Origin of the sequence: Marinibacterium sp. SX1, from assembly GCF_050389775.1 — a bacterium.
Classification (GTDB): domain Bacteria; phylum Pseudomonadota; class Alphaproteobacteria; order Rhodobacterales; family Rhodobacteraceae; genus Marinibacterium.
In genome coordinates this window covers 58,390-78,630 of the sequence record NZ_CP177148.1, presented here as the reverse complement: position 1 = coordinate 78,630, position 20,241 = coordinate 58,390, and the positions used below count along the sequence as shown (strand labels likewise).

The following is a 20,241-nucleotide window of genomic DNA, read 5'->3' as shown; positions in this document are numbered from 1 at the left end:
ATCCCGCGCCCGACCGCCACGGCCGACCGGGCAGTGACCGCGCAACACCCGGGTCTGCTCCCATTGACACGGCAAATGCTTCCTCACGGTTTGCCTGCCGGGTCGGCCTGACCGTCCGCGTGTGCGGGTCACCCCTCGGGCCATGCCCGAGGCGCTCCCCGGCATCGACCTGCACACGCGGACATTTTCTGACAAAGGCGAAGATGACCACGCAATTGACCCTGCCCGCCAGCCCAGAGGCCAGCCTTGACGACTGGCGCCGGATGGCCCTGGCCTTTGAAGAGGCCGTCGGCACGGCCGTGATCGGCCAGGAACGGGCCATCCGCCTGGCGACGCTGGCCGTGTTCTGCCGTGGCCACGTGCTGCTCGAAGGTGATGTCGGCGTCGGCAAGACAACCCTCTTGCGGGCCATCGCCCAGGCCATCGGCGGGCCCTATGAACGCATCGAGGGCACCATCGACCTGATGCCGGCCGACGTGGTCTATGCGGCCTATCTTGGCGAGGATGGCCGCCCGCGGGTCGATCCCGGGCCGATCCTGCGGCACGGGTCCGATCTGGCCGTGTTCTTCTTCAACGAGATCAACCGCGCCCGCCCCCAGGTGCATGCCCTGCTGCTGCGGGCGATGGCCGAACGCAGCCTGACGGCGTTTCAGCGCGAGCATGCCTTTCCCCATCTCCAGGTCTTTGCCGACCGCAACCGGGTCGAACGCGAGGAGACCTTTGAACTGCCCGCTGCCGCCCGGGACCGGTTCTTCATGGAAATCGACATCGCCGCGCCCGCCGATCCCGACCAGCGCCGCCGGCTGATCTTTGACCCCGTGTTCCACGACACGGACCGGCTGATCGAGGCCGTGCCCCGGGTGATCACCGATTACCGCCGGCTCGATGACGCCGCCCGCGCCATCCAGGCCGGCGTGGATGTCAGCCCGACGATGCAGAGCTACCTGTTTGCGCTCTGGGACGTCCTCAGGGACCCCGCCACCGCCGGGCTGTCGCTGCCCGATGTGGCGATGGACCGGCTGGTCCTGGGCGGGGCCAGCCCACGCGGCGTGTCGGCCATGGTGCGCGCGGCGCGGGCCCAAGCCTGGATCGAAGGCCGCGATTACGTGGTGCCCGGCGATGTGGCCGCGATCCTTGCGCCCAGCATGGGCCACCGGATCTTTCTGACGCCGGTCTACGAAGCCCGCCGCGACCGGATCGTGCCCGACCTGCTGAACGCGGTGCTGGCCCATGTGCCGGTGCCGGCATGACGGGGGAACAGATGGACCGGTCTCCCCTGACCGACGACGTGCTGGACGCCTTCGCCGATATCGCCCTGGCCACGCGGGGGCGCGTCTTTGGCCTGCGCCCGGGAGGGCATGCCAGCCTGTCCCACGGGGCGGGCGGCGCGCATGCCGGGCTGGCGCCGCTGCTGGCCGACCCCGATCCCCGCCGCATCGACCTGCGCGCGACCCTGCGCGACCCGTTCGGCACGGTCTGGGTCCGCCGACAGCGCCAACTGGCCGAGATCGACGTGATCGCGCTGGTCGATTGCAGCGGGTCCATGGGCTTTCACGGCCGGGCCTCGCGGCCAGAGCTGGTGCAGCATCTGGTGACGGGGCTGGCCCACGCGGCATCGCGGTCCTCGGATCGGTTCGGGCTGGTGCTGGCCGGCGCAGATCTGCGCGAGCCGCTGTGTCTGCCGCCCAGCCGGCGACGCGACCTGGCCGCCACGGTCTGTGCCCGGATAAACGCCGCCACCCCCCGGGGGCATGGTGTCGACGGCATGATCGCCGCCCGGGACCACCTGCCCGGGCGGCGATCCGTCGTGCTGCTGGTCTCCGATTTCGCCTGGCCGGATCGGGACCTGCACCGGGTTCTGGAGGCGCTGAGCCATCACGACCTGCGCCCGCTGATCCTGGGCGACAGCGCGCTGGACAGCCCCGATCCGCGTCCGGGGCTGCTGGACCTGGCCGACCTGGAGACCGGCCGCCGCAGGATGGTTCTGATGCGCCCGCGCCTGGCCGCCGACTGGGCCCGCGCCGCCCGTGCGCGGCGGCAGCGCCAGGACCGGATCTTTGCGGTACATGGGCTGGAGCCCCTGCTGATCCGGGACCAGATCGACACCGACGCGCTGTTCGATCACCTTGGCAGCGGAGGGCCGGGATCATGACGCGCCTTGCGCTCGTGCTGCTGCTCTTGCTGGGCTCTACCTTGCAGGCACAGACCCCGCAGGTCACGCTGGACACGCCGCGCGCCAACGGCTGGTGGGTCGGCGACGTGATCACGCTGACCGCCGAGGTCGAGGTGCCACGGGCTTTCACCCTGGACCCCGCCGCGCTGCCACAGCCCCGCGCGGTGTCCTACTGGCTGGACCTGCGCGAGCTGGAGATCAGCGACCGCCGCCAGGGTGACATGCGCAAGGTCACGCTGCGCTTCGACTACCAGGTCTTCTATGTCGCGCTCGATCCCCGCGAACAGACGATCCCGCCGGTCACGCTGCGCTTTGTCGGCCCGGACGGCGACCTGCTGGCCCGGATACCCCCGTTTTCCATGGTCGTCTCGCCCCTGCGCCCGATCCTGGCCCCGACCACCCTGTCCGAACTGGCCCCCCTGCGGCCCGTGCGCCTTGTGTCACCGCGCCCGGCCAGGCAGGGTCTGATCGCCGGCGGAGCTCTGGCCCTGGCCGGCGTCGCGGGCCTGCTGTGGCACCTGGGCCTTGGCCCGTTCCGCCGCGCCGACCGTCCGTTCACACGCGCCGCGCGCGACATCGCCCGGCGGATGCGCCGGGATGGCCCGCAGGACACCGCCGCCTGGCTCAGCCTGCACCGGGCCTTTGACGCCGTGTTCGGGCGGCGGATGATGGCCGGCGATGTCGACGGGTTCGTCGCCGCTCATCCGGCCTTTGCCCCCGCCCATGGCGATATCGCCCCGTTCTTCCACGCGTCCGAGGCCCGGTTCTTCGGCAGGGGCGCCCCGGATTGGCCCACCGCGCGGCTGGGCGCGCTGGCCGCCCGGCTGGGCCGGTTGGAACGGAGCCGTCCGTGATGGCCTTTGACCGCCCCCTTCTGCTGGTCTTCGCCGCCCTGGCGCTGATCCCCCTGATGATCCGCCCGCAGCGCCCGGCCCCCCTGCCCCGCCTCCCCGGCTTGGCGCCCGACGGGCTGTCGCGCGGGGTCTCGCTGGCCCTGCCGTCGCTGGGCGCGCTGGCGGTCCTGGCGCTGGTCACCGCCCTGGCCGGGCCCTATCGCGGCGGCGGCCTGGTGCTGCGCGACGGCATCGGCGCGCATATCGTCCTGCTCTTCGACCGGTCGTCCAGCATGAACGACAGCTTTGCCGGCCGCCGCCCCGACGGCGGAGAGGAGTCGAAATCCGCCGTCGCCCGGCGGCTGATCCTCGATTTCATCGACAAGCGCCCGCACGACCGGATCGGCGTGGCCGCCTTTTCCACCTCGCCCATGGTCGTGATGCCGCTGACCGATCACCTCGACGCGGTCCAGGGCGCCGTTTCGGCCATCGACCAGCCCGGGCTGGCCCATACCGACGTGGGCAGCGGCCTGGCCCTGGCGCTGGGACTCTTTCCCGACGACACGCCACCGGACAGCCGGGCGCTCATCCTGGTGTCCGACGGGGCCGGGGTGATCGAACGGCGGGTGCAGGACCTGTTGCGCGCCCGGATGGCCGAGAACCCGGTCAACCTCTACTGGCTGTTCATCCGCACCCGGGGCAGCCCGGGGATCTTCGATGTGCCGGACAGATCATCCGAAGACACCCCCCATGCCCGGCCCGAACGGCATCTGCATCTCTTCCTGCAGGATCTTGGCGTGCCCTATCACGCGCTCGAAGCGGAAAGCCCCGAGGCCATCGCCGAGGCCATCGCGCGGATCGACCGGCTGGAATCCCATCCCGTCACTTATCGCGCGCGGGTGGCCCGGCGGGATCTTGGGCCGCTGTTCTACCGCATCGCCGCCCTTTGCCTGGCCGTTCTGGCCCTGGCAGCGGGGATGGAACGCGACCTCTGCCGCGACGGGCGCGCGCGCCTGCCGGTGCTGCGGCGCGGGGCGGAATGATGGCGCGGCTCCTCCGGCTGGACCCGGTGTCCTGGCTTCTTGGGCTGATCGTTGCGGCCGGGCTGGCGCTGGCCGTCGGTTCGGCCTGGCACTGGCATCGGATCGACCGGGCCAACCGGGACATTCGCGCGCTGGCCCTGGGCCGCGACATTGCCATCGCCGATGCCGCCCCGCCCGAGCTGGTCGCGGCGCGGGGCGATTTCCTGGCCCGCTACGAGCGCCCGGACGAGGCCGAGACGCTGGTGGCCGGGCTGATCCGCGCCGACCGGCCGGACCTGACGGCGGATCTTTTGCTGGCCATCGGCAATGCCCGGATGGCCGCGGCCTTTGCCGCCGCCGACCGCCAGCAGCTGGACACCACCGCCGCCCATGTGCGCGTGGCCAAGGCGGCCTATCGCAAGCTGCTGACGCTGCAGCCAGAGGCCTTTGACGCCAAGGTCAACCTTGATGTCGCCTCGCGCCTGGTGCGCGATTTCCCCGATGCGCCCGACGCCGCCGGTGGCGATCCCGAACAGCCGGAGCCGAAGAATCTCTGGACCGACCTGCCCGCCCTGCCCCGGGGCTTGCCATGATCCGCCGCGTGACAGCCCGCCCGGTTCTGCTGGCCTGCGCGGCGGCGGCCGCGCTGACGGCCTCGTTCCGGCCCGGCCTGCCCGGCGAGGGACGGGTCTTTGACCTGATGCTTGTCGTCGACATCACCGGCAGCATGATGGCCCGCGACTATATCGTCGACGGCGCCCCGGCCAGCCGCCTGGACATGCTGCGCCGGGCCTTGCCGGGCCTGCTGCAACAGCTGCCCTGCGGGTCGCAGGTGGGCCTGTCGATCTTCTCGGAACGGCGCAGCTTCGTGCTGTTCGACCCGGTCGAGATCTGCGCCGGCTACGATCCGGTCACCCGCGCCATCGGGGCGCTGGACTGGCGGATGGCCTGGGAAGGCGACAGCTATGTGCTGCGCGGCCTGACCAGCGCGCTGGACACGGCGCGGGACCGGGGCCATGGCATTGTGTTCTTTACCGACGGCCATCAGGCCCCGCCGCTGGCCGACCGCCCCCTGCCCGGCGGCGATGGCACGCCCGGGTTGATCGTGGGCGTCGGTGGTCTGGCGCCGGTGCCGATCCCGAAATTCGACGACCTGGGCAACGAGACCGGCTTTCATCAGCCCGATGACGTCGCCCAGGCCAGTTCCGGCTGGACGCCGCCCACGGCCGCGGCCGGGTCCGATTGGGATCCCCGGGTGGACAGCCCCGGCAGCACTCGGCCCGGCGAAGAACATCTGACCCGCGTGCACGAAGCCACCCTGCGGGCCCAGGCCGGGGCCCTGGGCCTGGGCTATGCCCCTCTCGCCCCCGGCACCGATCTGGCCACGCGGGTGATGGACCATTTCCCCGGGCGCCGCGTGCCGGTCACCCGCCCGCTGGCCGACTGGCTCGGCCTGGCCTGCCTGCTGCTCTTCGGGCTGGCCCATGCCTGGCGCTTTGCCGGGCGGCGGCCGCCGCCAATTCCCCCCAACCAGCGCAACGAAAGGATCCTCAATGCAAGACATGCGCTTTTCCGCCCTGGCCGCCTGGGTCATGGGCCTGGCACTCTGCGCCGGCACGGCTGAGGCCCACGGCCCGACACCGCAAAAGGTCGACCGGCAGATCGACATCAACGCCCCCTGCGAACTGGTCTGGTCGACCCTGCTGGATTTCGGCGACATCGGCGGCTGGCACCCCGATGTCACCGCCGTCGAGGCGACCGGCGCCGCCGAACGGGGCTCGAAACGCAGCCTGACCCTGACCAACGGCGAAAGCCTGACCGAAATGCTGGTCACCATGGATCGCGGGGCGCAATCCCTGTCCTATCGGCTGGCCCGGGAAAACATCCATGCCCTGCCGGTCAGCTTTTACACCGCGCAGATGACGCTGGAACGGACCGGCACCGCCGGGCGGGTCTGCACCGTGGATTGGTCGGCGCGGCTCTATCGCGCGGACACCACGAATTCTCCGCCCGAGGAATTCAACGACGAAGCGGCGATCACGGCGATATCGGCCTTTTTCGACGACGGTCTGGCCGGGCTGAAAGAGGCGGTGGAGTGACGGCCCTGCCCCGCCGGCTGCTGCTGGTTCTGGCGGCGGGGCTTGCCCTTCCGGCGGGTGCCCTGGCCCAGGCGCTGGTCGTGTCGCAGGGCGCGGCGCGGCTCAGCCAGGTCGGGCCGGCCGGCGCCACCCGGGCGATGGCCCTGGATGCCGCTCCGGCGGCGGTGGCGATCACGGCCGATGGCCGGCGGGCCGCGATCAGCCATCCGGACATCGGCCGGATCAGCCTGGTCGCGCTGGACAGCTTCCTGCCCGCCGGGCAGATGGATATCGGCGACCAGCCCTTCGGCCTGGCCTTCCTGCCCGACGACAGCCTGCTGGTCACCGACTGGAGCGGCAACCGGCTGTCGCGCGTTGCCCCGGATGGTGGACAGCGGCACCTGGCCGTGGGCCGGGCCCCTTCGGCCGTGCTGGTCGATGCGGCGCGGGGCCTGGCCTATACGATAGACCGTGAAAGCGACCGGCTGACGCGGATCGACCTGGACGCCTTTGCGGTGACCGGCGTCGCCGCGCTTGGCCAGGCGCCCTTTGCCGGGGCGCTGTCGCCCGACGGCCGCCGGGCCTTTGTCGCCAATGTCCGAAGCGGCGACCTCAGCGTGATCGACCTGGAGCGCATGACCGAAACCGCCCGCCTGCCGCTGACCGGCATGCCCTATGGCGTGGCCGTCGATGGCGCCGCGCGGCTGGTCCTGGTGACCGACCAGGAGGCCGGCACATTGGTGGCCTTCGACCTCGACGACCTGCATCACCGCTGGACCGCCCGGGTCGGCGATTACAGCGAAGGCGTGGGCATCATCGCCCCCGGCCGCACGGCCATCGTGGCCAACTGGGGCTCGGATTCGGTGTCGCTCGTCGATCTGGTCACCGCGCGGTCCCGGGCCTTCGACCTGCCCGAAGGCCCGCGCATGATCGCCACCCACCCTGCCCTCGAAGGAGCCACCCGATGATTGGCCTGCGCATGCCCCTTGCCCTTGTCGCCCTGCTGGCCTCGGCCGCCGCCGCAGGACCGGCCGAAACCGTATCGGCCGATGCCTCGCCCGTAGAGACACGCCAGCGCCTGATGGTCGCGATGATCCGGGCCACCAAGGTGCCCCGCGCGATGGTCCGGGGCGACCGGGACTTTGACGCCGAGGCCATCGACGCCGCGATGACGCAGGTCATCAAGGCCGGACGGCAGATGCCGGATCTCTTTGCCGACCCCGGGGCCGCCGGCCCCACCGCCACCCTGCCCGCGGCCTGGGACAACCTGGCGGAGTTCACGGCCGCTTTTGCCACCCTGGAACGCGAAGCCCTCGGCCTGGCCGAAGCCGCCCGCCAGGGACCCGAGGCCATGGCCCTGGCCTATCAGCGCTACGAGGCGGTCTGCGACGGCTGCCACATGCGCTATCGCAAGGACGATTGACCGCAGCGGGCCGGGCGAAGACACGACGGCAGCGGACGGGATTGGCCGCCATGCCCGATCAGCGAGGGCCGTCACCGCCCCCGTCACCACCGGGCATGCCCGCCAGAAGCCAGGCGCGAAAGGCCTCGATCTCTTCGCGGGCGGGCGGGTCTTCGGGGGTGACGGCGTAATAGGCCGCGCGCATGGGCAGGCGGTATTCGAAGGGCAGAACCAGCTCGCCCCGCGCCAGGAAACCCGACAGGAAGCTGCGGTGGATCAGCGCCGTGCCGAACCCCGCGGCCAGGGTCTGCAGGGCCATCAGCGAGGAATCGGCAGTCAGCCAGACCGGCGGCTCGGGGCAGCCCAGGTCGAACCGGTCGGACAGGCGGCGCCATTCCGGCTCGGAACCCTGCACCGCGATGATCCCCGCGCCCAGCACGTCCTGGACCTTCGGATCGGGGCCGAAGGACCGCAGGTGATCGGGATGACAGACCAGCACGGCCTCTTCATCGCCCAGGGGCCAGATGCCCGGTTCCTGCCAATGGCCGGTGCCATAGCGGATGTCGATGTCGATCGCCGCGTCGTCCATCCGGTCCGACCAGACCACCGTCGACAGGGTGATCTCGGTGCCCGGATGCAGATCGTGGAACCCGGCCAGGCGCGGGGCCAGGATCAGCGCCGCATAGCTGATCGACGCCCGCACCCGCAGGCTGCGCCGGCGCCGCATGGTGAACAGCCCGTCGGTGGCATCGGTCATCTCGGCAAAGGACTTGCGGATCGGCAGGGCATAGGCCTGGCCCATGTCGGTCAGCACCACCCCGCGCGGCAGGCGGCGGAAGAGCGGCGTGCCCAGGTGCTGTTCCAACAGCCGGATCTGCTGGCTGACCGCCGCCGGGGTCAGGCCCAGCTCGTCCGCGGCATCGGAAAAGCTGCTGTGGCGGGTGGCGGCCTCGAAGGCGCGCAGCCATGTCACATGGGGCAGTCGCATAGGTCACCTTCCATCCGGTCCGGGGGCGCGGCCATCATGGCCGGCGCGGCCGGAATGTGAAAGCGGGCAGCGGCAAAATGAACCAACCCTGAGGCGCAATATCGGTTGCTTGTCACCGGCCCCGTGCCGCGCCCACAACCGGGCAGGCGGCAAGGGAGCGCCCGGGAATGGCAGCGGCGCAGACAGCGGCACAGTCCGGAGCGGCGACGGGAGCATGGGACGGGGCAAATACGGTGGCAAGAACGGGGGCGGCGACGGCGACAATGACGGAACCATCACCGGAGGCCGCGTATGACTACATCGTCGTCGGCGCCGGATCGGCCGGCTGCGCGCTGGTCGAACGGCTGACCCGCGACGGCCGCACCCGTGTCCTGCTGATCGAGGCCGGGGGCAGCGACCGCCGGTTCTGGATCAAGGTGCCGGTCGGTTATGCGATCAACTTCGCCAACCCGCGGCTGAACTGGAATTACCACGCCGAGCCCGATGCGGCGCTGGCCGGGCGCAGCCTGTACTGGCCGCGCGGCAAGGTCATCGGCGGGTGCAGTTCGATCAATGCCATGGCCTATATGCGCGGGCTGCCGCAGGATTTCGACGATTGGGCCGCGATGGGTGCGGACGGCTGGGGCTGGAGCGAGGTGGGCCCGGCCTTTGACGCCATGGAACGCCGGTTGGAACGGGGCGTCGACGGCCGGCCCTGCGAACGCGGCGCCGGGCCGGTGGCCGTCAGCGACCTGCGCGACCGGATGGATGGCTTTTCCGCCCGGTTCCTGGACGCCGCCGGCGAATGCGGCTGGGCGCAGTGCGACGATCTCAGCGCGACCACGGCCGAGGGCGTGGGATACTACCGCAGCACGGTGCGCCGGGGGCTGCGCTGGTCGGCGGCCGATGCCTTCCTGGCCCCGGCCCGGCGGCGGGGCAACCTGCGGGTGATGACCCATGCCACGGTCGAGCGCCTCACCTTCGACGGCGCCCGGGTCCGGGGCCTGCGCCTGCGGACGGCGGCCGGGCCGGTCGAGCTGACCGCCGGGCGCGAGGTGATCCTTTGCGCCGGGGCGGTCAATTCGCCCAAGCTGATGCAGCTGTCGGGCATCGGCCCGGCCGAGCTGCTGCGCGGGCTGGGCGTGCCGGTGCGCCATGACCTGCCCGAGGTCGGGCGCGGGCTGCAGGACCACCTGGCCATTTCCCATGTCTTCCGCGCCACGGTGCCGACGCTGAACAACGTGCTGGGCCGGCCACGGGCGCGGCTGATGGCCGGGCTGCACTACCTGGCCCTGCGGCGCGGGCCGCTCAGCGTGCCGGTCAACCAGGTCGGAGGCTACCTGCGCAGCGATCCGGCGCTGGACCGGCCCGACATGCAGATCTATTGCAACCCGCTGTCCTACACCGCCGCGCCAGACGGCCGGCCGATCCCGGATCGCGATCCGGGCTACCTGCTCTGCGCCCAGCCCTGCCGGCCGACCAGCCGGGGCACGATCACCATCCGTTCGGCCGATCCCGACGATCCGCCCGTGATCCGGCCCAATGCCCTGGCCACCGAGCGCGACCGCCAGGAAGCCCGCCGGGCCATCGCGCTGATCGCCCGGCTGGCCGCGGCCCCGGCGCTGGCCGGGGTTACCCAAAGCCGGCTGATGCCCCCGCCCGAGACCTGCGACCCCGAAGCCCTGATGGCCGATTTCCGCGCCCGGGCCTCGACGGTCTTTCACCCGACATCGACCTGCCGGATGGGCGCCGGGCCGCAATCGTCGGTGCTGGACGCCCGGCTGCGCGTGCACGGCGTGCCGGGGCTGCGGGTGGTCGACAGTTCGGCCTTTCCGGCCGTAACCTCGGGCAACACCAATGCGCCGACGATGATGCTGGCCACCCGGGCGGCCGAGATGATCCTCGAAGATGCCGCCACCGCAACCGCCGACACCAGGAGAGCCCATGCGTCTTGACCGGATCGAAACCTTTGTCTTCGGCAACCCCCCGCCCCGCCACGGCGGGCGCTATTTCATATTCGTGCGGCTGACCACGGCCTGCGGGATCACCGGGGTGGGCGAGATCTACAATGCCACCTTCGGCCCCGACCTGGTCGCGGCCATGGCCGTCGACATGTTCGCCCGCCAGTTCGACGGGGCCGATCCCCACCACATCGAGCGCCTGTGGCGGCAGAGCTATGGCGCCGGGTTCACCCAGCGGCCCGACGTGACGGTCATGGGCGTGCTGAGCGGGCTGGAAATGGCCTGCTGGGACATTATCGGCAAGGCCGCCGACCAGCCGGTCTACCAGTTGCTGGGCGGCCGGGTGCATGACCGGCTGCGCAGCTACAGCTATCTCTACCCGCCCGAAGGCGATGTCTATCCCGAGCCCGGCGCGCCCAGCGTCTACGACGATCCCGACCTGGCCGCCGGGGTTGCCGCGCAGATGGTCGAACGGGGCTTCACGGCGGTCAAGTTCGACCCGGCCGGGCCCTATTCGATCCACGACGGCCACCAGCCGCGCCGGGCTGACCTGGCCCGGTCCGAACTGTTCTGCCGGCGCATCCGCGAGGCCGTGGGCGACCGGGCCGACCTGCTCTTTGGCACCCACGGGCAATTCACCGTGTCGGGCGCCAAGCGCATGGCCCGGCACATCGAGCCCCACGACCCGCTGTGGTTCGAAGAGCCCGTCCCGCCCGAGAACCCGGCCGACATGGCCGAGGTCGCGCGGTTCACGTCGATCCCGGTGGCCGCCGGCGAACGGCTGTGCACCAAGCATGAATTCGCCCGGCTGCTCGAAGCCGGCGCGGCCTCGATCCTGCAGATGAACCTGGGCCGGGTCGGCGGCCTGCTGGAAGCCAAGAAGATCGCCGGCATGGCCGAGACCCGCCAGGCCCAGATCGCCCCGCATCTCTACTGCGGGCCGGTGGTCGCCGCGGCCAACATCCAGCTGGCCACCTGCAGCCCCAACTTCCTGATCCTGGAAAGCATCGGCACCTTCGACGGGCCCTACATGTCCTGCCTGAAGACGGGGATCACCTGGGAAGACGGCTATGTCATTCCTTCCCGCGCCCCGGGCCTGGGCGTCGAGCTGGACGATGCGGCGATTGCCGCCCTGCCCTATCGCGGTGACGAGCTACACCTGACCATGGCCACCGACCCGGTCGTGCCCTGACGGCCACCGGCTGCCCCCCGCCTATTGCGCCGCGACGGGGGGCACCCGGCCGGGGGGAAAGACCTCGTAGCCGGGTTCCTCGGGCTCGTCGTCGACCAGCTCGGCGGGAAAGCCGTCGGCCAGGATCGACAGGCCGGTGGCGTCTTCGAGCCGGCGAATGATGTCGTCGGTATTGGCCCGCAGGCCGTAACGCTGCTGGCCGTCCTTCATGATGTCGATGACCATCGGCGACAGCTCAAGCGGCACGTTGTTGCGCTCGGCCAGGACCTGGAACAGGCCCAGGTCCTTCAGGATCAGGTCCATGGTGAAATTCACGTCGCGCGAACCGTTCAGGATCAGCTGGCTCTCGGTCTCGTGCACGAAACTGGTGCCCGACGAGATCTTCATCGCCTCGTAGGTCGTGGCCAGGTCCATGCCCGCGGCCTTCATCGTCACCAGCGCCTCGCAGCAGGTCAGCAGGTTGGCCGTGGCCAGGTAGTTGGTCATGACCTTGAGCGTCGAGGCCGAGCCGATCGGGCCGGTATGCAGCACCCGCCGACCGAGCAGCACGAGCAGCGGCAGCACCCGCTCGAACGTCGCCCGGTCGCATCCCGCGAAGATCGAGATATTGCCCGTGTCGGCCCGGTGACAGCCGCCCGAGACCGGGCAATCGACGGCCGTGCCGCCCCGCTCGGCCACCAGCGCACCCAGGCGGCGGATCTCGGCCTCGTCGGTCGTCGACATTTCCATCCAGGTCTTGCCCGGGACCACCTCGGGCAGCATCTCGTCCATCACGGCGGCCGAGGCGGCGGGCGAGGGCAGGCAGGTGATGACCACGGCGCAGTCACGCATCAGGGCGCGGGCATCTTCGGCCACCCCGGCGCCCCGGGCGGCAAAACCGGCCGTCAGCTCGGGTTTGCGGTCCAGGACAACAAGGTCGATCCCGTTGCGCAGCAGGCTGCCCGCCAGCTTGCCGCCCACGTTTCCAAGGCCGATGAACCCGACTTTCATGCTGTGCTCCGTTGCGCCGATGACATGCCGGGCCAGCTTGGCAAGGTTGCGGCGATCGGGGAAACGATTGCTTTTGGCGCTGAGGGGCCGTTCCCGTTGAAACGGGCGGGCCTAGGGCGCGGGATCGCCGGGCATGGCCAGCCGGGTCTCGTCAGCGGCGTCAAAGACCGACAGCCGGGCGGGATCGGCATGCAGGGTCACCGGATCGCCGATGGCAATGGCGGTATCGGCCGGGACGGTCATCGTGACATGGCGCGCGCCCAGGGCGACCGAGACGATCTTTTCCGGCCCGGTCAGCTCGATCAGGTCGACCGTGCCCTGCACCGTCAGCCCACCGGCCACCGGCGCCAGGCGGAAGGTCTCGGGCCGCACGCCGATCAACGCGGGCGCGCGGGCCGCGCAGGGCAGCACGGTGTCGGTGCCCTCGATCCGCAGCCCGCCGGCCACCGGCTCGGCCGGCAGCATGTTCATCGGCGGCGCACCCATGAACTCGGCGACGAACCGGGTGGCCGGGCGGTTGTAGATCTCTTCCGGCGTGCCCAGCTGTTCGATCCGCCCGTCGCGCATGACGGCGATGCGGGTGGCCAGGGTCATGGCTTCGATCTGGTCATGGGTCACGTAGACCACGGTGACCCCCAGCATCTGGTGCAGGCGCTTCAGCTCGCTGCGCATTTCCATGCGCAGCTTGGCGTCGAGGTTGGACAGCGGCTCGTCGAAGAGGAACAGCTGCGGCTTGCGCACCAGCGCCCGGCCGATGGCCACCCGCTGGCGCTGGCCGCCCGACAGGTCGCCGGGCTTGCGGTCGAGCAGGTGGTCGATGCGCAGGATCTGGGCGGCCTCGGCAATGGCCGCCTCGCGGTCGGCCCGGGCGACGCCGCGCATTTCCAGGCCGAAGCCGATGTTGCGCCCGACGCTGAGGTTCGGATAGAGCGCGTAGCTCTGGAAGACCATGGCGATGTCGCGGTTCTTGGGATGCACGCCGTTCAGCGACCGGCCGTTCAGCACGACCTCGCCCGAGGTCGGTTCGGACAGGCCGGAAACCATGCTGAGCAGGGTCGATTTCCCGCAGCCGGACGAGCCGAGCAGGACCAGGAATTCCCCCTGTTCCAGCGTCAGGTCGATGCCCTTGAGGGTCTGCGTCGCGCCGAAGCTCTTGGTGATGTTGCGGATGTCCAGCGTGCTCATGCAAAGATCTCCCGGGGTGTGAACTGGCGCGGCCGGGTCGATACCGCCCGGGACGCGCAGGCCACCGCCTGTTCCAGCGCCGCCTGTGGCCGGCCGCCGGCGGCCAGGGCCGCCAGGAACGCCGCGTTGAACGTGTCGCCGGCGCCGATCGTGTCGATGACATCGACCGCCGGCGCCGCGGCTGTCAGGGTCTGGCCGCCGGCCCGGGCCGTTGCGCCGGCCGGGCCGCGCTTGATGACCACGATGCCACCACCCGGCTGCCCGGCGGCCAGGTCGGACAGGTCGGCCAGGGCCGGGGCGATCTCGGCCCGGTCGGTCAGCGACATGGCCTCGATCTCGTTGAGCAGCAGGACGCCCGACCGGGCCACCCATTGCAGGCACCGGGCCCGGGTGTCGGCCGTCCAGCCCTGCGGCGGCCAGCCGGTATCAAGGGCGACGGTGATGTCATGGGCCTCGGCGGCGTCAAAGATCCGGTCATAGGCGGCAGCCAGCCGCGGCGACAGGAACGACCCGCACAGCAGCAGGTAGCCCCCGGCCAGCGCCGGCCAGTCGAGCTGGGCCGCGACGTCGTCCCAGCAGAAATCCGGCAGGTGCCCGGCGGTCGACAGGAAGGTACGCTCGCCGTCCGGGTGGGTCACGCCGACGGAAATCGTCGTGCGGCCCGCGGTCCGGGGCCAGCCGGCCGACACCCTGGGAAAGCCCGCCCGCAGCCAGTCGCCGTAATGGTCGCTGCCGGTGGTCGCCGCGATCTGGAATGGCACGCCCAGGGCCTGCCAGGCCAGGGCGACATTGCCCGCCGCCCCGCCGACGCGGGTTTCGTCCTGCGCGCAGAGCACCTCGGTCCCGGGCTGGGGCCAGGGATCGAGCGGGCCCATGATCAGGTCGACATTGACGTTGCCGACGGTGGCAAGCGGGCGCGGCATCATTCGACCGTCGTCACCTTGGTACAGCGCAGGGGCGTGCCCGCGTCGGGCATGCGCGAGGCGGCGAAATCGACCATGAACCGCTGGGCCGAGGGCAGCATGGCAAAGGCTCCGGCCAGCCCGGCGGCCGTCGGGCAGGTCACCGTGTGGGCGCCGGCAACCGGCGGCAGGCCGGAGGCATCGAAGATCACCAGCGGCGAGGGGCTGTTGGCCACGACGAATTCGGCCAGGCTGGTGACATAGCGGGCCGAGGGATCGGCATCGCGGAACATGACCACCCCGACATCGGCATTCAGCATCTCGACCGGCCCGTGGCGCAGCTGGCCGCCTTCCAGGCTGAAACAGGGCAGCCGCGACAATTCGGTCAGCCCCAGCGCGATGGCCTCGGCCACGCCCTGGGCCGTGCGCCCCGAGGTGACAAGGCAGCGCGCACCGGCCAGGTGGTCGATCGCGCCCAGCACATCGGCCGTGGCGGACTGGTCGATCACGTCCAGCACCGGGCCGAGATCGGCGCCCAGCTCGGACAGCACGGCGGCATGCAGCGACAGGGTGACGGTCAGCGACCGGGTGGCCGCAAAGGGTTTTTCCGAGCCCCCTGCCCCGATCAGGCACGGCGCCAGCCCGGCCAGGGTCGAGCCCGGTTCCATCGTAAGGCCAAAGGTATGGGCCGGGTTCAGCCCGTCGCGGAACCAGCGCAGGACCTCGGCGCTTTCGCCCGATTGCGAGGTCACGATGACCGTGCGCCCGGCCAGGTCCAGGGGCTTGTCCAGCTGTTCCGACAGGGGCAGCGCCACGGTGTCCACGCCCAGGGCGCGGTAGCAAGGTTCCAGCACCCGGCCGACGGCATGCGAACCGCCCATGCCCAGCAGCACCAGCCGGCCATCGGCCCGGATCATCGCGGCGATCTCGGCGGCGCGGGTGGCGTTCTCGGCGATCGACGCCCGGCTGTCGCGCATCTGGCGGGCCATTTCGTCATAAAGCGGCTGCAGCTTTTCGGGCGGGGTTGCGAGCTGTGTCATCCTTTGACACCTCCATTGGTCAGCCCCGAGATCAGGGCGCGTTGCATGAGAAGGCCGACAAGCACGGGCGGCAGGGCGGCGATGACCCCGGCGGCCGCGATCATGCCGTAATCCGACACCCGGCCGCCGGCGAGATCGGCGATGGCGACGGACAGGGTCTTGGCGTCCTGGTTGGACGTGAAGAGCAGGGCATAGAAGAATTCGTCCCAGGCCAGCAGGAAGGCAAAGATCAGCGCCGTGGCGACGACCGGCAGGGCCAGCGGCAGGATGACGATGCGCAGCAGCTGATCCAGCCGGGCACCATCCATCGCCGCAGCCTGTTCCAGGTCGCGCGGGATCGGGTCGAACCCGGCCTTCAGCAGCCAGGTCACGAAGGGCGCGAGGATGCTGAGATAGACCAGCGACAGGCCGAAGACATTGTTGAGCAGGCCGAACCGGGCCAGGATCAGGTAGAGCGGCACCGACAGGGCGACCGGCGGCAGCATGTAGGTGGCGATCACGGCGCCCAGCGTCCAGCCCAGTTGGGGCTTGCGCGAGGCGGCCCAGCCGGCCGGGATGCCCACGGCCAGCGCGGCCAGGGTGGCCATGCCGGCGACAACCACACTGTTGCGCAGCGAGGCCAGGAAGGCCTGGCCGGTCTCGCGGTTCAGCAGGGTCCGGTAGCGCGAGAAATCAAAGGTTTCGGGCCACCAGGCCAGGGGCTTGGCCGACAAGTCGGCATTGGACGACACGCTCATCACGAAGAGCCAGGCCAGCGGCGCCAGCACGACCAGCGCAACGATCAGCGCCGCCAGGTGGATGAAGATCGTCAGGGCGATCGGGCGATGTTCCATGGTCTACCCCCGTGCCCCGGCCGCCCGCCGCATCAGCGCCAGGTAGGCCACGGCCAGAACGGTGATGATCAGCGTGATGATCAGGGCCAGCGATGCGCCGGACCCGGCGCGCTGGAAGGCAAAGGCCTCCTGGTAGACCAGCAGCGACAGCGAGCGCGTCGAATTGGCCGGGCCGCCGCGGGTCATGATCCAGATCAGGTCGAAGACCTTGAAGGCCTCGATCGTGCGCAGCACCAGCGCGACCATCAGCGGCCCGACGAGATAGGGCAGCGTGACAAAGCGGAAGCGTTGCCAGACATTGGCCCCGTCCGACACCGCCGCGGCCTGGATGTCGCGGGGCACGGCCTGCAGGGCGGCCAGCGCGATCAGGGCGACCAGGGGAAAGTTCTTCCAGACATCGGCCACGATCAGGGCGGTCATGGCCGTGCCGGGCTGGCCCAGCCAGCTCTGGTAGGCATCCAGCAGGCCGATCTGGGTCAGCGCGGCATTCAGCGCGCCGTATTCGGGATTGTAGATCAGCCGCCACAGCGTGGCATTGACCACGGTGGGCAGCGCCCAGGGCAGGATCATCAGTGCCCGCAACAGGGTCCGCCCGTGGAACCGCTGGTTCAGCAACAGGCCCACCAGCACGCCTAGCACCAGCTCGGCCCCGACCGACCAGAAGGTAAAGGTCAGCGTGGCCCAGAGCGCCCGGGCAAAGTTCCGGCTGCCCAGCATCCGGGTGTAATTGTCGAGGCCTACGAACTCGCCCCCGGTGCCGACCAGGCGCGCATCCGTAAAGGACAGGCGGACCGTGTCGGCCAGGGGCCAGCCGATGACGGCGACCATGACGGCCACGAGCGGCAGCATCAGCAACCAGGCCCGCAAGGTGAGGCGGTCTGTGAACATCTGACTCCGGGGGGTTGGGAAAAATCGGGGATGGCGGGGCGCCGAACGCGCGCCCCGCCGGCGGGATCAGAGCCCGCTGTTCTCGGCCGCGGCGTCCAGCGCATCCTGCGGCGAGGCCATGCCCAGCAGGGCCTCCTGGATACCCTGTTGCAGGGCCATCGACATTTCCTGGTAATTGGCGGTCATCGGGCGCGGATACATCACCGCCAGCCCTTCACCGGCCGCCGCGATCAGCTCTTCCTGGCCGTCGGTCACCGCCGGGTCGGTATAGGACGAAGCCCAGATCGGCAGGCTCAGGCGGGCATAGTCGTTCTGCACCGGCTGCGAGGTCATGTGCACGATGTAGTCCCATGCCTCGTCGGGATGTTCCGAGGTGGCCGGGATGCCCAGGCCCATCGACCCGTTGACGGCGCTGTGCTCCGACACGCCTTCGACGCCCGGCGCGGCCACCACGCCGACCTTGCCCTTGACCGAGCTTTCGTCCGACGCATTGGCGAGGTTGTACATGTAGGTCCAGTTGAGGGCAAAGGCCGCATCGCCGTTCTGGAACACAGCGCGCACGTCCTCTTCGAGGAATTCCCGCGAATTGGGATTGGTCAGCCCGGCTTCGAGGCTGGCCGCCATGTAATCCAGCGCCTCGAGGCCACCGCCCGATTGAAACGCCGGTGCACCGTCCTCGATGAACGCGCCGCCAAAGGCCGCCAGCAGGGTGGTATAGTCGCAGACCGCCGCTTCGGCCTGGGCCCAGCTCCAGGCGATGGGGTATTCGACGATGCCGGCCTCCTTGATGCGGGTCGCGGCTTCGGTCAGCTCGGCCCAGGTGGCCGGCGGCGTGTCGATCCCGGCTTCGGCCAGCATGTCCTTGTTGTAGAACAGGTACTTGGTATCAAGGATCCAGGGCAGCCCATAGGACGCGCCATCGTAGTCGACCGTTGTCCAGGCGCCCGGCAGGATGCCCGATTTCATCTCGTCGGTGATCTTGTCGGTCACATCCAGAAGGATGCCGTTCTGGGCGTATTCGGCCGGCCAGATGACATCGAACAGCACGACATCATAGCCCCCGCCCGAGCCCATCGACAGCACGGTCTTGTCGTGCAGACCCTCGTAGGGCACGAATTCCAGGTTCACCTTGACCTCGGGATTGGCCGCCTCGAAGGACGCCGTCATCGCCCGGATGTCATCCTCGCTATAGGCCGCCTGGGCCATGAACAGCGCGTTCAGCTCGGTTTCCGCGAATGCGGCCGTGCCGGTCAGCGCGGTGGCGGTCAGAAGCACCGCCTTCAGGGTCGTTTTCATCTGTGTCTCTCCTGTTGGGGCACCCACGGCTGCGGATACCGAAGATTCGCTTGCCGGAGCCTTTTTCATTTTTAGTCCAGCAATTGGACTTAATGATTGTCGGGGCCGCATCGCGGTGTCAATATGTTTTCATGTCGAACCACCGGAACCCCATTCGCGCCGTGCTTGGCTCGGGCCTCGGCGCCGCCGCGGCGCACAATCGTCGGGCAGTGATCGACGCGATCCGGGTCAACGGGCCGCTCAGCCGGGCCGCCTTGGCCCGGGCCACGCGGCTGGCCAAGCAGACGCTGTCCAACATCGTCGAAGAGCTGGAATCAGGCGGTCTGCTGGTGGCCGGCGACCCGGTGTCCGACGGACGGGGCAAGCCGTCGATCCCCTATGACCTGGCGGCGATGGGCGCGCTGTCGATCGGGTTGCAGATCGATCGCAATGTCGCCCGGACGGTCGTGATGAACCTCAAGGGTGCGGTGGTGTTGCGGCTGGATGCGCCGCTGAGCAGCCGCGATCCGGTGGCCGGGCTGGCCACGCTGAAAACCCTCCTGGCCGATACCCGCACCGCCCTGGCCCGCGCCGCGCCCGAGGCCGCCGACCGGCTGGTCGGGCTGGGCATCGCCATGCCCGGGCCCTTCGGCCCCGACGCCGCGCCGGCCAAGGACAATTACACCATGGCCCATTGGCACCGGGTCGACCTGACCGACCGGCTGGCCGAGGCCACCGGGCTGGACGTCGCGCTGCAGAACGATGCCGGGGCCGCGGCCATTGCCGAACGGCTGACCGGCCGGGCCCATGGGCTGCGCAACGCCGTCTGTCTCTACCTGGGTTACGGGCTGGGCGCCGGGCTGATCCTGAACGGCGAGCTGTTCGGCGGGCGCCATGGCGATGCCGGCGAGATCGGGATGATCCCGCTGTCACCGGGCGACGGTGCGGTTCTGGAACACCGGGTCGGGCTGGCCGGGTTCTGCGACCGGTTCGGCATTTCCCTCAGCGAAGGCCAGATGTTCGACGAGATCGAGAGGGTGCTGGCGCGCAATGATCTCGCGCTTCAGGACTGGATCGCCACCGCCGCCGGCCAGCTGGGCTGGGCAACGCGGATGCTGCGCCTGGTGATCGATCCGCAAGCCGTCATCCTCTGCGGCACCGCCCCGCAGGAGCTGCTGTCGCGGCTGGCCGCCCAGGCCGGCGGCGGTTTGGTCGTGGGCCACGCCAACCCCTGGGTCGTGGCGCTTGGCGCGGCGGCCGAGCCCATCGCGCGGAACTTCGATCCGAAATATGCGGCGCTTCTCAAGTCCTGACCGATGGGGCCGGCCCCTGCCCCGCCGCCCGCTGCGAATCCAGCAGGCCGACCGGTGATTATGCCCCTGCGACTCGCGCCTGTTTTGCCCCGGGTTATCCGGCGCCCAGAGCGCCCTGACCGGCAGTTGGTTGAAGTGATAGTACAGAAATATCGACTAAGTCATTGAAATTTATAGACTTATGAAA

General features: G+C 70.1%; 20 protein-coding genes. 12 read left to right on the top strand and 8 right to left on the bottom strand.

Going from position 1 to position 20,241, the window contains the following annotated elements:
* Nucleotides 1-203 precede the first annotated feature (203 nt).
* The 9 genes from ACK3BB_RS24780 to ACK3BB_RS24740 are packed head-to-tail and all read left to right on the top strand — an operon-like array spanning nt 204 to nt 7,529.
* Nucleotides 204-1,250: an AAA family ATPase gene (locus tag ACK3BB_RS24780; protein WP_428929396.1), complete on the top strand. Its 1,047-nt coding sequence runs from the start codon at nt 204-206 to the stop codon at nt 1,248-1,250.
* An 11-nt stretch (nt 1,251-1,261) separates the two neighbouring features.
* The gene (locus tag ACK3BB_RS24775; protein WP_428929395.1) at nt 1,262-2,152 is read left to right on the top strand and encodes a hypothetical protein; all 891 of its coding nucleotides are present in this window, start codon (nt 1,262-1,264) and stop codon (nt 2,150-2,152) included.
* Nucleotides 2,149-3,027, top strand: coding sequence for a nonribosomal peptide synthetase MxaA (locus ACK3BB_RS24770; protein WP_428929394.1), 879 nt, complete (start codon nt 2,149-2,151; stop codon nt 3,025-3,027). Before ACK3BB_RS24775 ends, ACK3BB_RS24770 begins: the two co-directional genes overlap by 4 nt.
* On the top strand, nt 3,027-4,049 hold the full coding sequence (locus ACK3BB_RS24765; RefSeq protein ID WP_428929393.1) for a vWA domain-containing protein: 1,023 nt from the start codon (nt 3,027-3,029) through the stop codon (nt 4,047-4,049). Before ACK3BB_RS24770 ends, ACK3BB_RS24765 begins: the two co-directional genes overlap by 1 nt.
* The gene (locus ACK3BB_RS24760; RefSeq protein ID WP_428929525.1) at nt 4,049-4,621 is read left to right on the top strand and encodes a hypothetical protein; all 573 of its coding nucleotides are present in this window, start codon (nt 4,049-4,051) and stop codon (nt 4,619-4,621) included. Before ACK3BB_RS24765 ends, ACK3BB_RS24760 begins: the two co-directional genes overlap by 1 nt.
* Nucleotides 4,618-5,652 (top strand): vWA domain-containing protein, encoded by a 1,035-nt coding sequence (locus ACK3BB_RS24755; RefSeq protein WP_428929524.1) that lies wholly within the window; start codon nt 4,618-4,620, stop codon nt 5,650-5,652. Before ACK3BB_RS24760 ends, ACK3BB_RS24755 begins: the two co-directional genes overlap by 4 nt.
* Nucleotides 5,582-6,127: an SRPBCC family protein gene (locus ACK3BB_RS24750; protein ID WP_428929523.1), complete on the top strand. Its 546-nt coding sequence runs from the start codon at nt 5,582-5,584 to the stop codon at nt 6,125-6,127. Before ACK3BB_RS24755 ends, ACK3BB_RS24750 begins: the two co-directional genes overlap by 71 nt.
* The gene (locus ACK3BB_RS24745; protein WP_428929522.1) at nt 6,124-7,074 is read left to right on the top strand and encodes a YncE family protein; all 951 of its coding nucleotides are present in this window, start codon (nt 6,124-6,126) and stop codon (nt 7,072-7,074) included. The genes ACK3BB_RS24750 and ACK3BB_RS24745 overlap by 4 nt, the downstream gene beginning before the upstream one ends.
* Nucleotides 7,071-7,529, top strand: a complete 459-nt coding sequence (locus ACK3BB_RS24740; RefSeq protein WP_428929521.1) for a c-type cytochrome — start codon at nt 7,071-7,073, stop codon at nt 7,527-7,529. The genes ACK3BB_RS24745 and ACK3BB_RS24740 overlap by 4 nt, the downstream gene beginning before the upstream one ends.
* A gap of 58 nt (nt 7,530-7,587) precedes the next feature.
* On the opposite strand, the gene ACK3BB_RS24735 is transcribed toward ACK3BB_RS24740, so the two are convergent.
* The gene (locus ACK3BB_RS24735) at nt 7,588-8,496 is read right to left on the bottom strand and encodes a LysR substrate-binding domain-containing protein (RefSeq protein ID WP_428929520.1); all 909 of its coding nucleotides are present in this window, start codon (nt 8,494-8,496) and stop codon (nt 7,588-7,590) included.
* Between the two features lie 263 nt (nt 8,497-8,759).
* Between ACK3BB_RS24735 and ACK3BB_RS24730 the strand changes: the two genes are divergently transcribed.
* Both ACK3BB_RS24730 and ACK3BB_RS24725 read left to right on the top strand, forming a co-directional pair.
* On the top strand, nt 8,760-10,430 hold the full coding sequence (locus ACK3BB_RS24730) for a GMC family oxidoreductase (protein ID WP_428929519.1): 1,671 nt from the start codon (nt 8,760-8,762) through the stop codon (nt 10,428-10,430).
* Nucleotides 10,420-11,628, top strand: coding sequence for a mandelate racemase/muconate lactonizing enzyme family protein (locus ACK3BB_RS24725; protein WP_428929518.1), 1,209 nt, complete (start codon nt 10,420-10,422; stop codon nt 11,626-11,628). Before ACK3BB_RS24730 ends, ACK3BB_RS24725 begins: the two co-directional genes overlap by 11 nt.
* 21 nt (nt 11,629-11,649) lie before the next feature.
* Here ACK3BB_RS24725 and ACK3BB_RS24720 read toward each other — a convergent pair whose 3' ends face one another.
* The 7 genes from ACK3BB_RS24720 to ACK3BB_RS24690 all read right to left on the bottom strand — a co-directional run bounded on the left by ACK3BB_RS24720 (nt 11,650) and on the right by ACK3BB_RS24690 (nt 18,762).
* Nucleotides 11,650-12,618, bottom strand: a complete 969-nt coding sequence (locus ACK3BB_RS24720; protein WP_428929517.1) for an NAD(P)-dependent oxidoreductase — start codon at nt 12,616-12,618, stop codon at nt 11,650-11,652.
* Between the two features lie 111 nt (nt 12,619-12,729).
* Nucleotides 12,730-13,803, bottom strand: a complete 1,074-nt coding sequence (locus ACK3BB_RS24715; protein WP_428929516.1) for an ABC transporter ATP-binding protein — start codon at nt 13,801-13,803, stop codon at nt 12,730-12,732.
* Nucleotides 13,800-14,726 carry a carbohydrate kinase family protein gene (locus ACK3BB_RS24710; RefSeq protein ID WP_428929515.1) on the bottom strand — a complete coding sequence of 309 codons (927 nt, stop codon included), beginning with the start codon at nt 14,724-14,726 and terminating at the stop codon, nt 13,800-13,802. Before ACK3BB_RS24710 ends, ACK3BB_RS24715 begins: the two co-directional genes overlap by 4 nt.
* Complete coding sequence (locus ACK3BB_RS24705) at nt 14,726-15,745, bottom strand: SIS domain-containing protein (RefSeq protein ID WP_428929514.1); 1,020 nt, start codon at nt 15,743-15,745, stop codon at nt 14,726-14,728. The genes ACK3BB_RS24710 and ACK3BB_RS24705 overlap by 1 nt, the downstream gene beginning before the upstream one ends.
* Nucleotides 15,742-16,578, bottom strand: a complete 837-nt coding sequence (locus tag ACK3BB_RS24700; RefSeq protein ID WP_428929513.1) for a carbohydrate ABC transporter permease — start codon at nt 16,576-16,578, stop codon at nt 15,742-15,744. Before ACK3BB_RS24700 ends, ACK3BB_RS24705 begins: the two co-directional genes overlap by 4 nt.
* A 3-nt stretch (nt 16,579-16,581) precedes the next feature.
* Nucleotides 16,582-17,466 carry a carbohydrate ABC transporter permease gene (locus ACK3BB_RS24695; protein WP_428929512.1) on the bottom strand — a complete coding sequence of 295 codons (885 nt, stop codon included), beginning with the start codon at nt 17,464-17,466 and terminating at the stop codon, nt 16,582-16,584.
* A 66-nt stretch (nt 17,467-17,532) separates the two neighbouring features.
* Nucleotides 17,533-18,762, bottom strand: coding sequence for an extracellular solute-binding protein (locus tag ACK3BB_RS24690; protein ID WP_428929511.1), 1,230 nt, complete (start codon nt 18,760-18,762; stop codon nt 17,533-17,535).
* 209 nt (nt 18,763-18,971) lie between these two features.
* On the opposite strand from ACK3BB_RS24690, the gene ACK3BB_RS24685 reads away from it, so the two are divergent.
* A complete protein-coding gene (locus ACK3BB_RS24685; RefSeq protein WP_428929510.1) occupies nt 18,972-20,054 on the top strand; it encodes an ROK family protein in 1,083 nt (360 codons plus the stop codon).
* Nucleotides 20,055-20,241 lie beyond the last annotated feature (187 nt).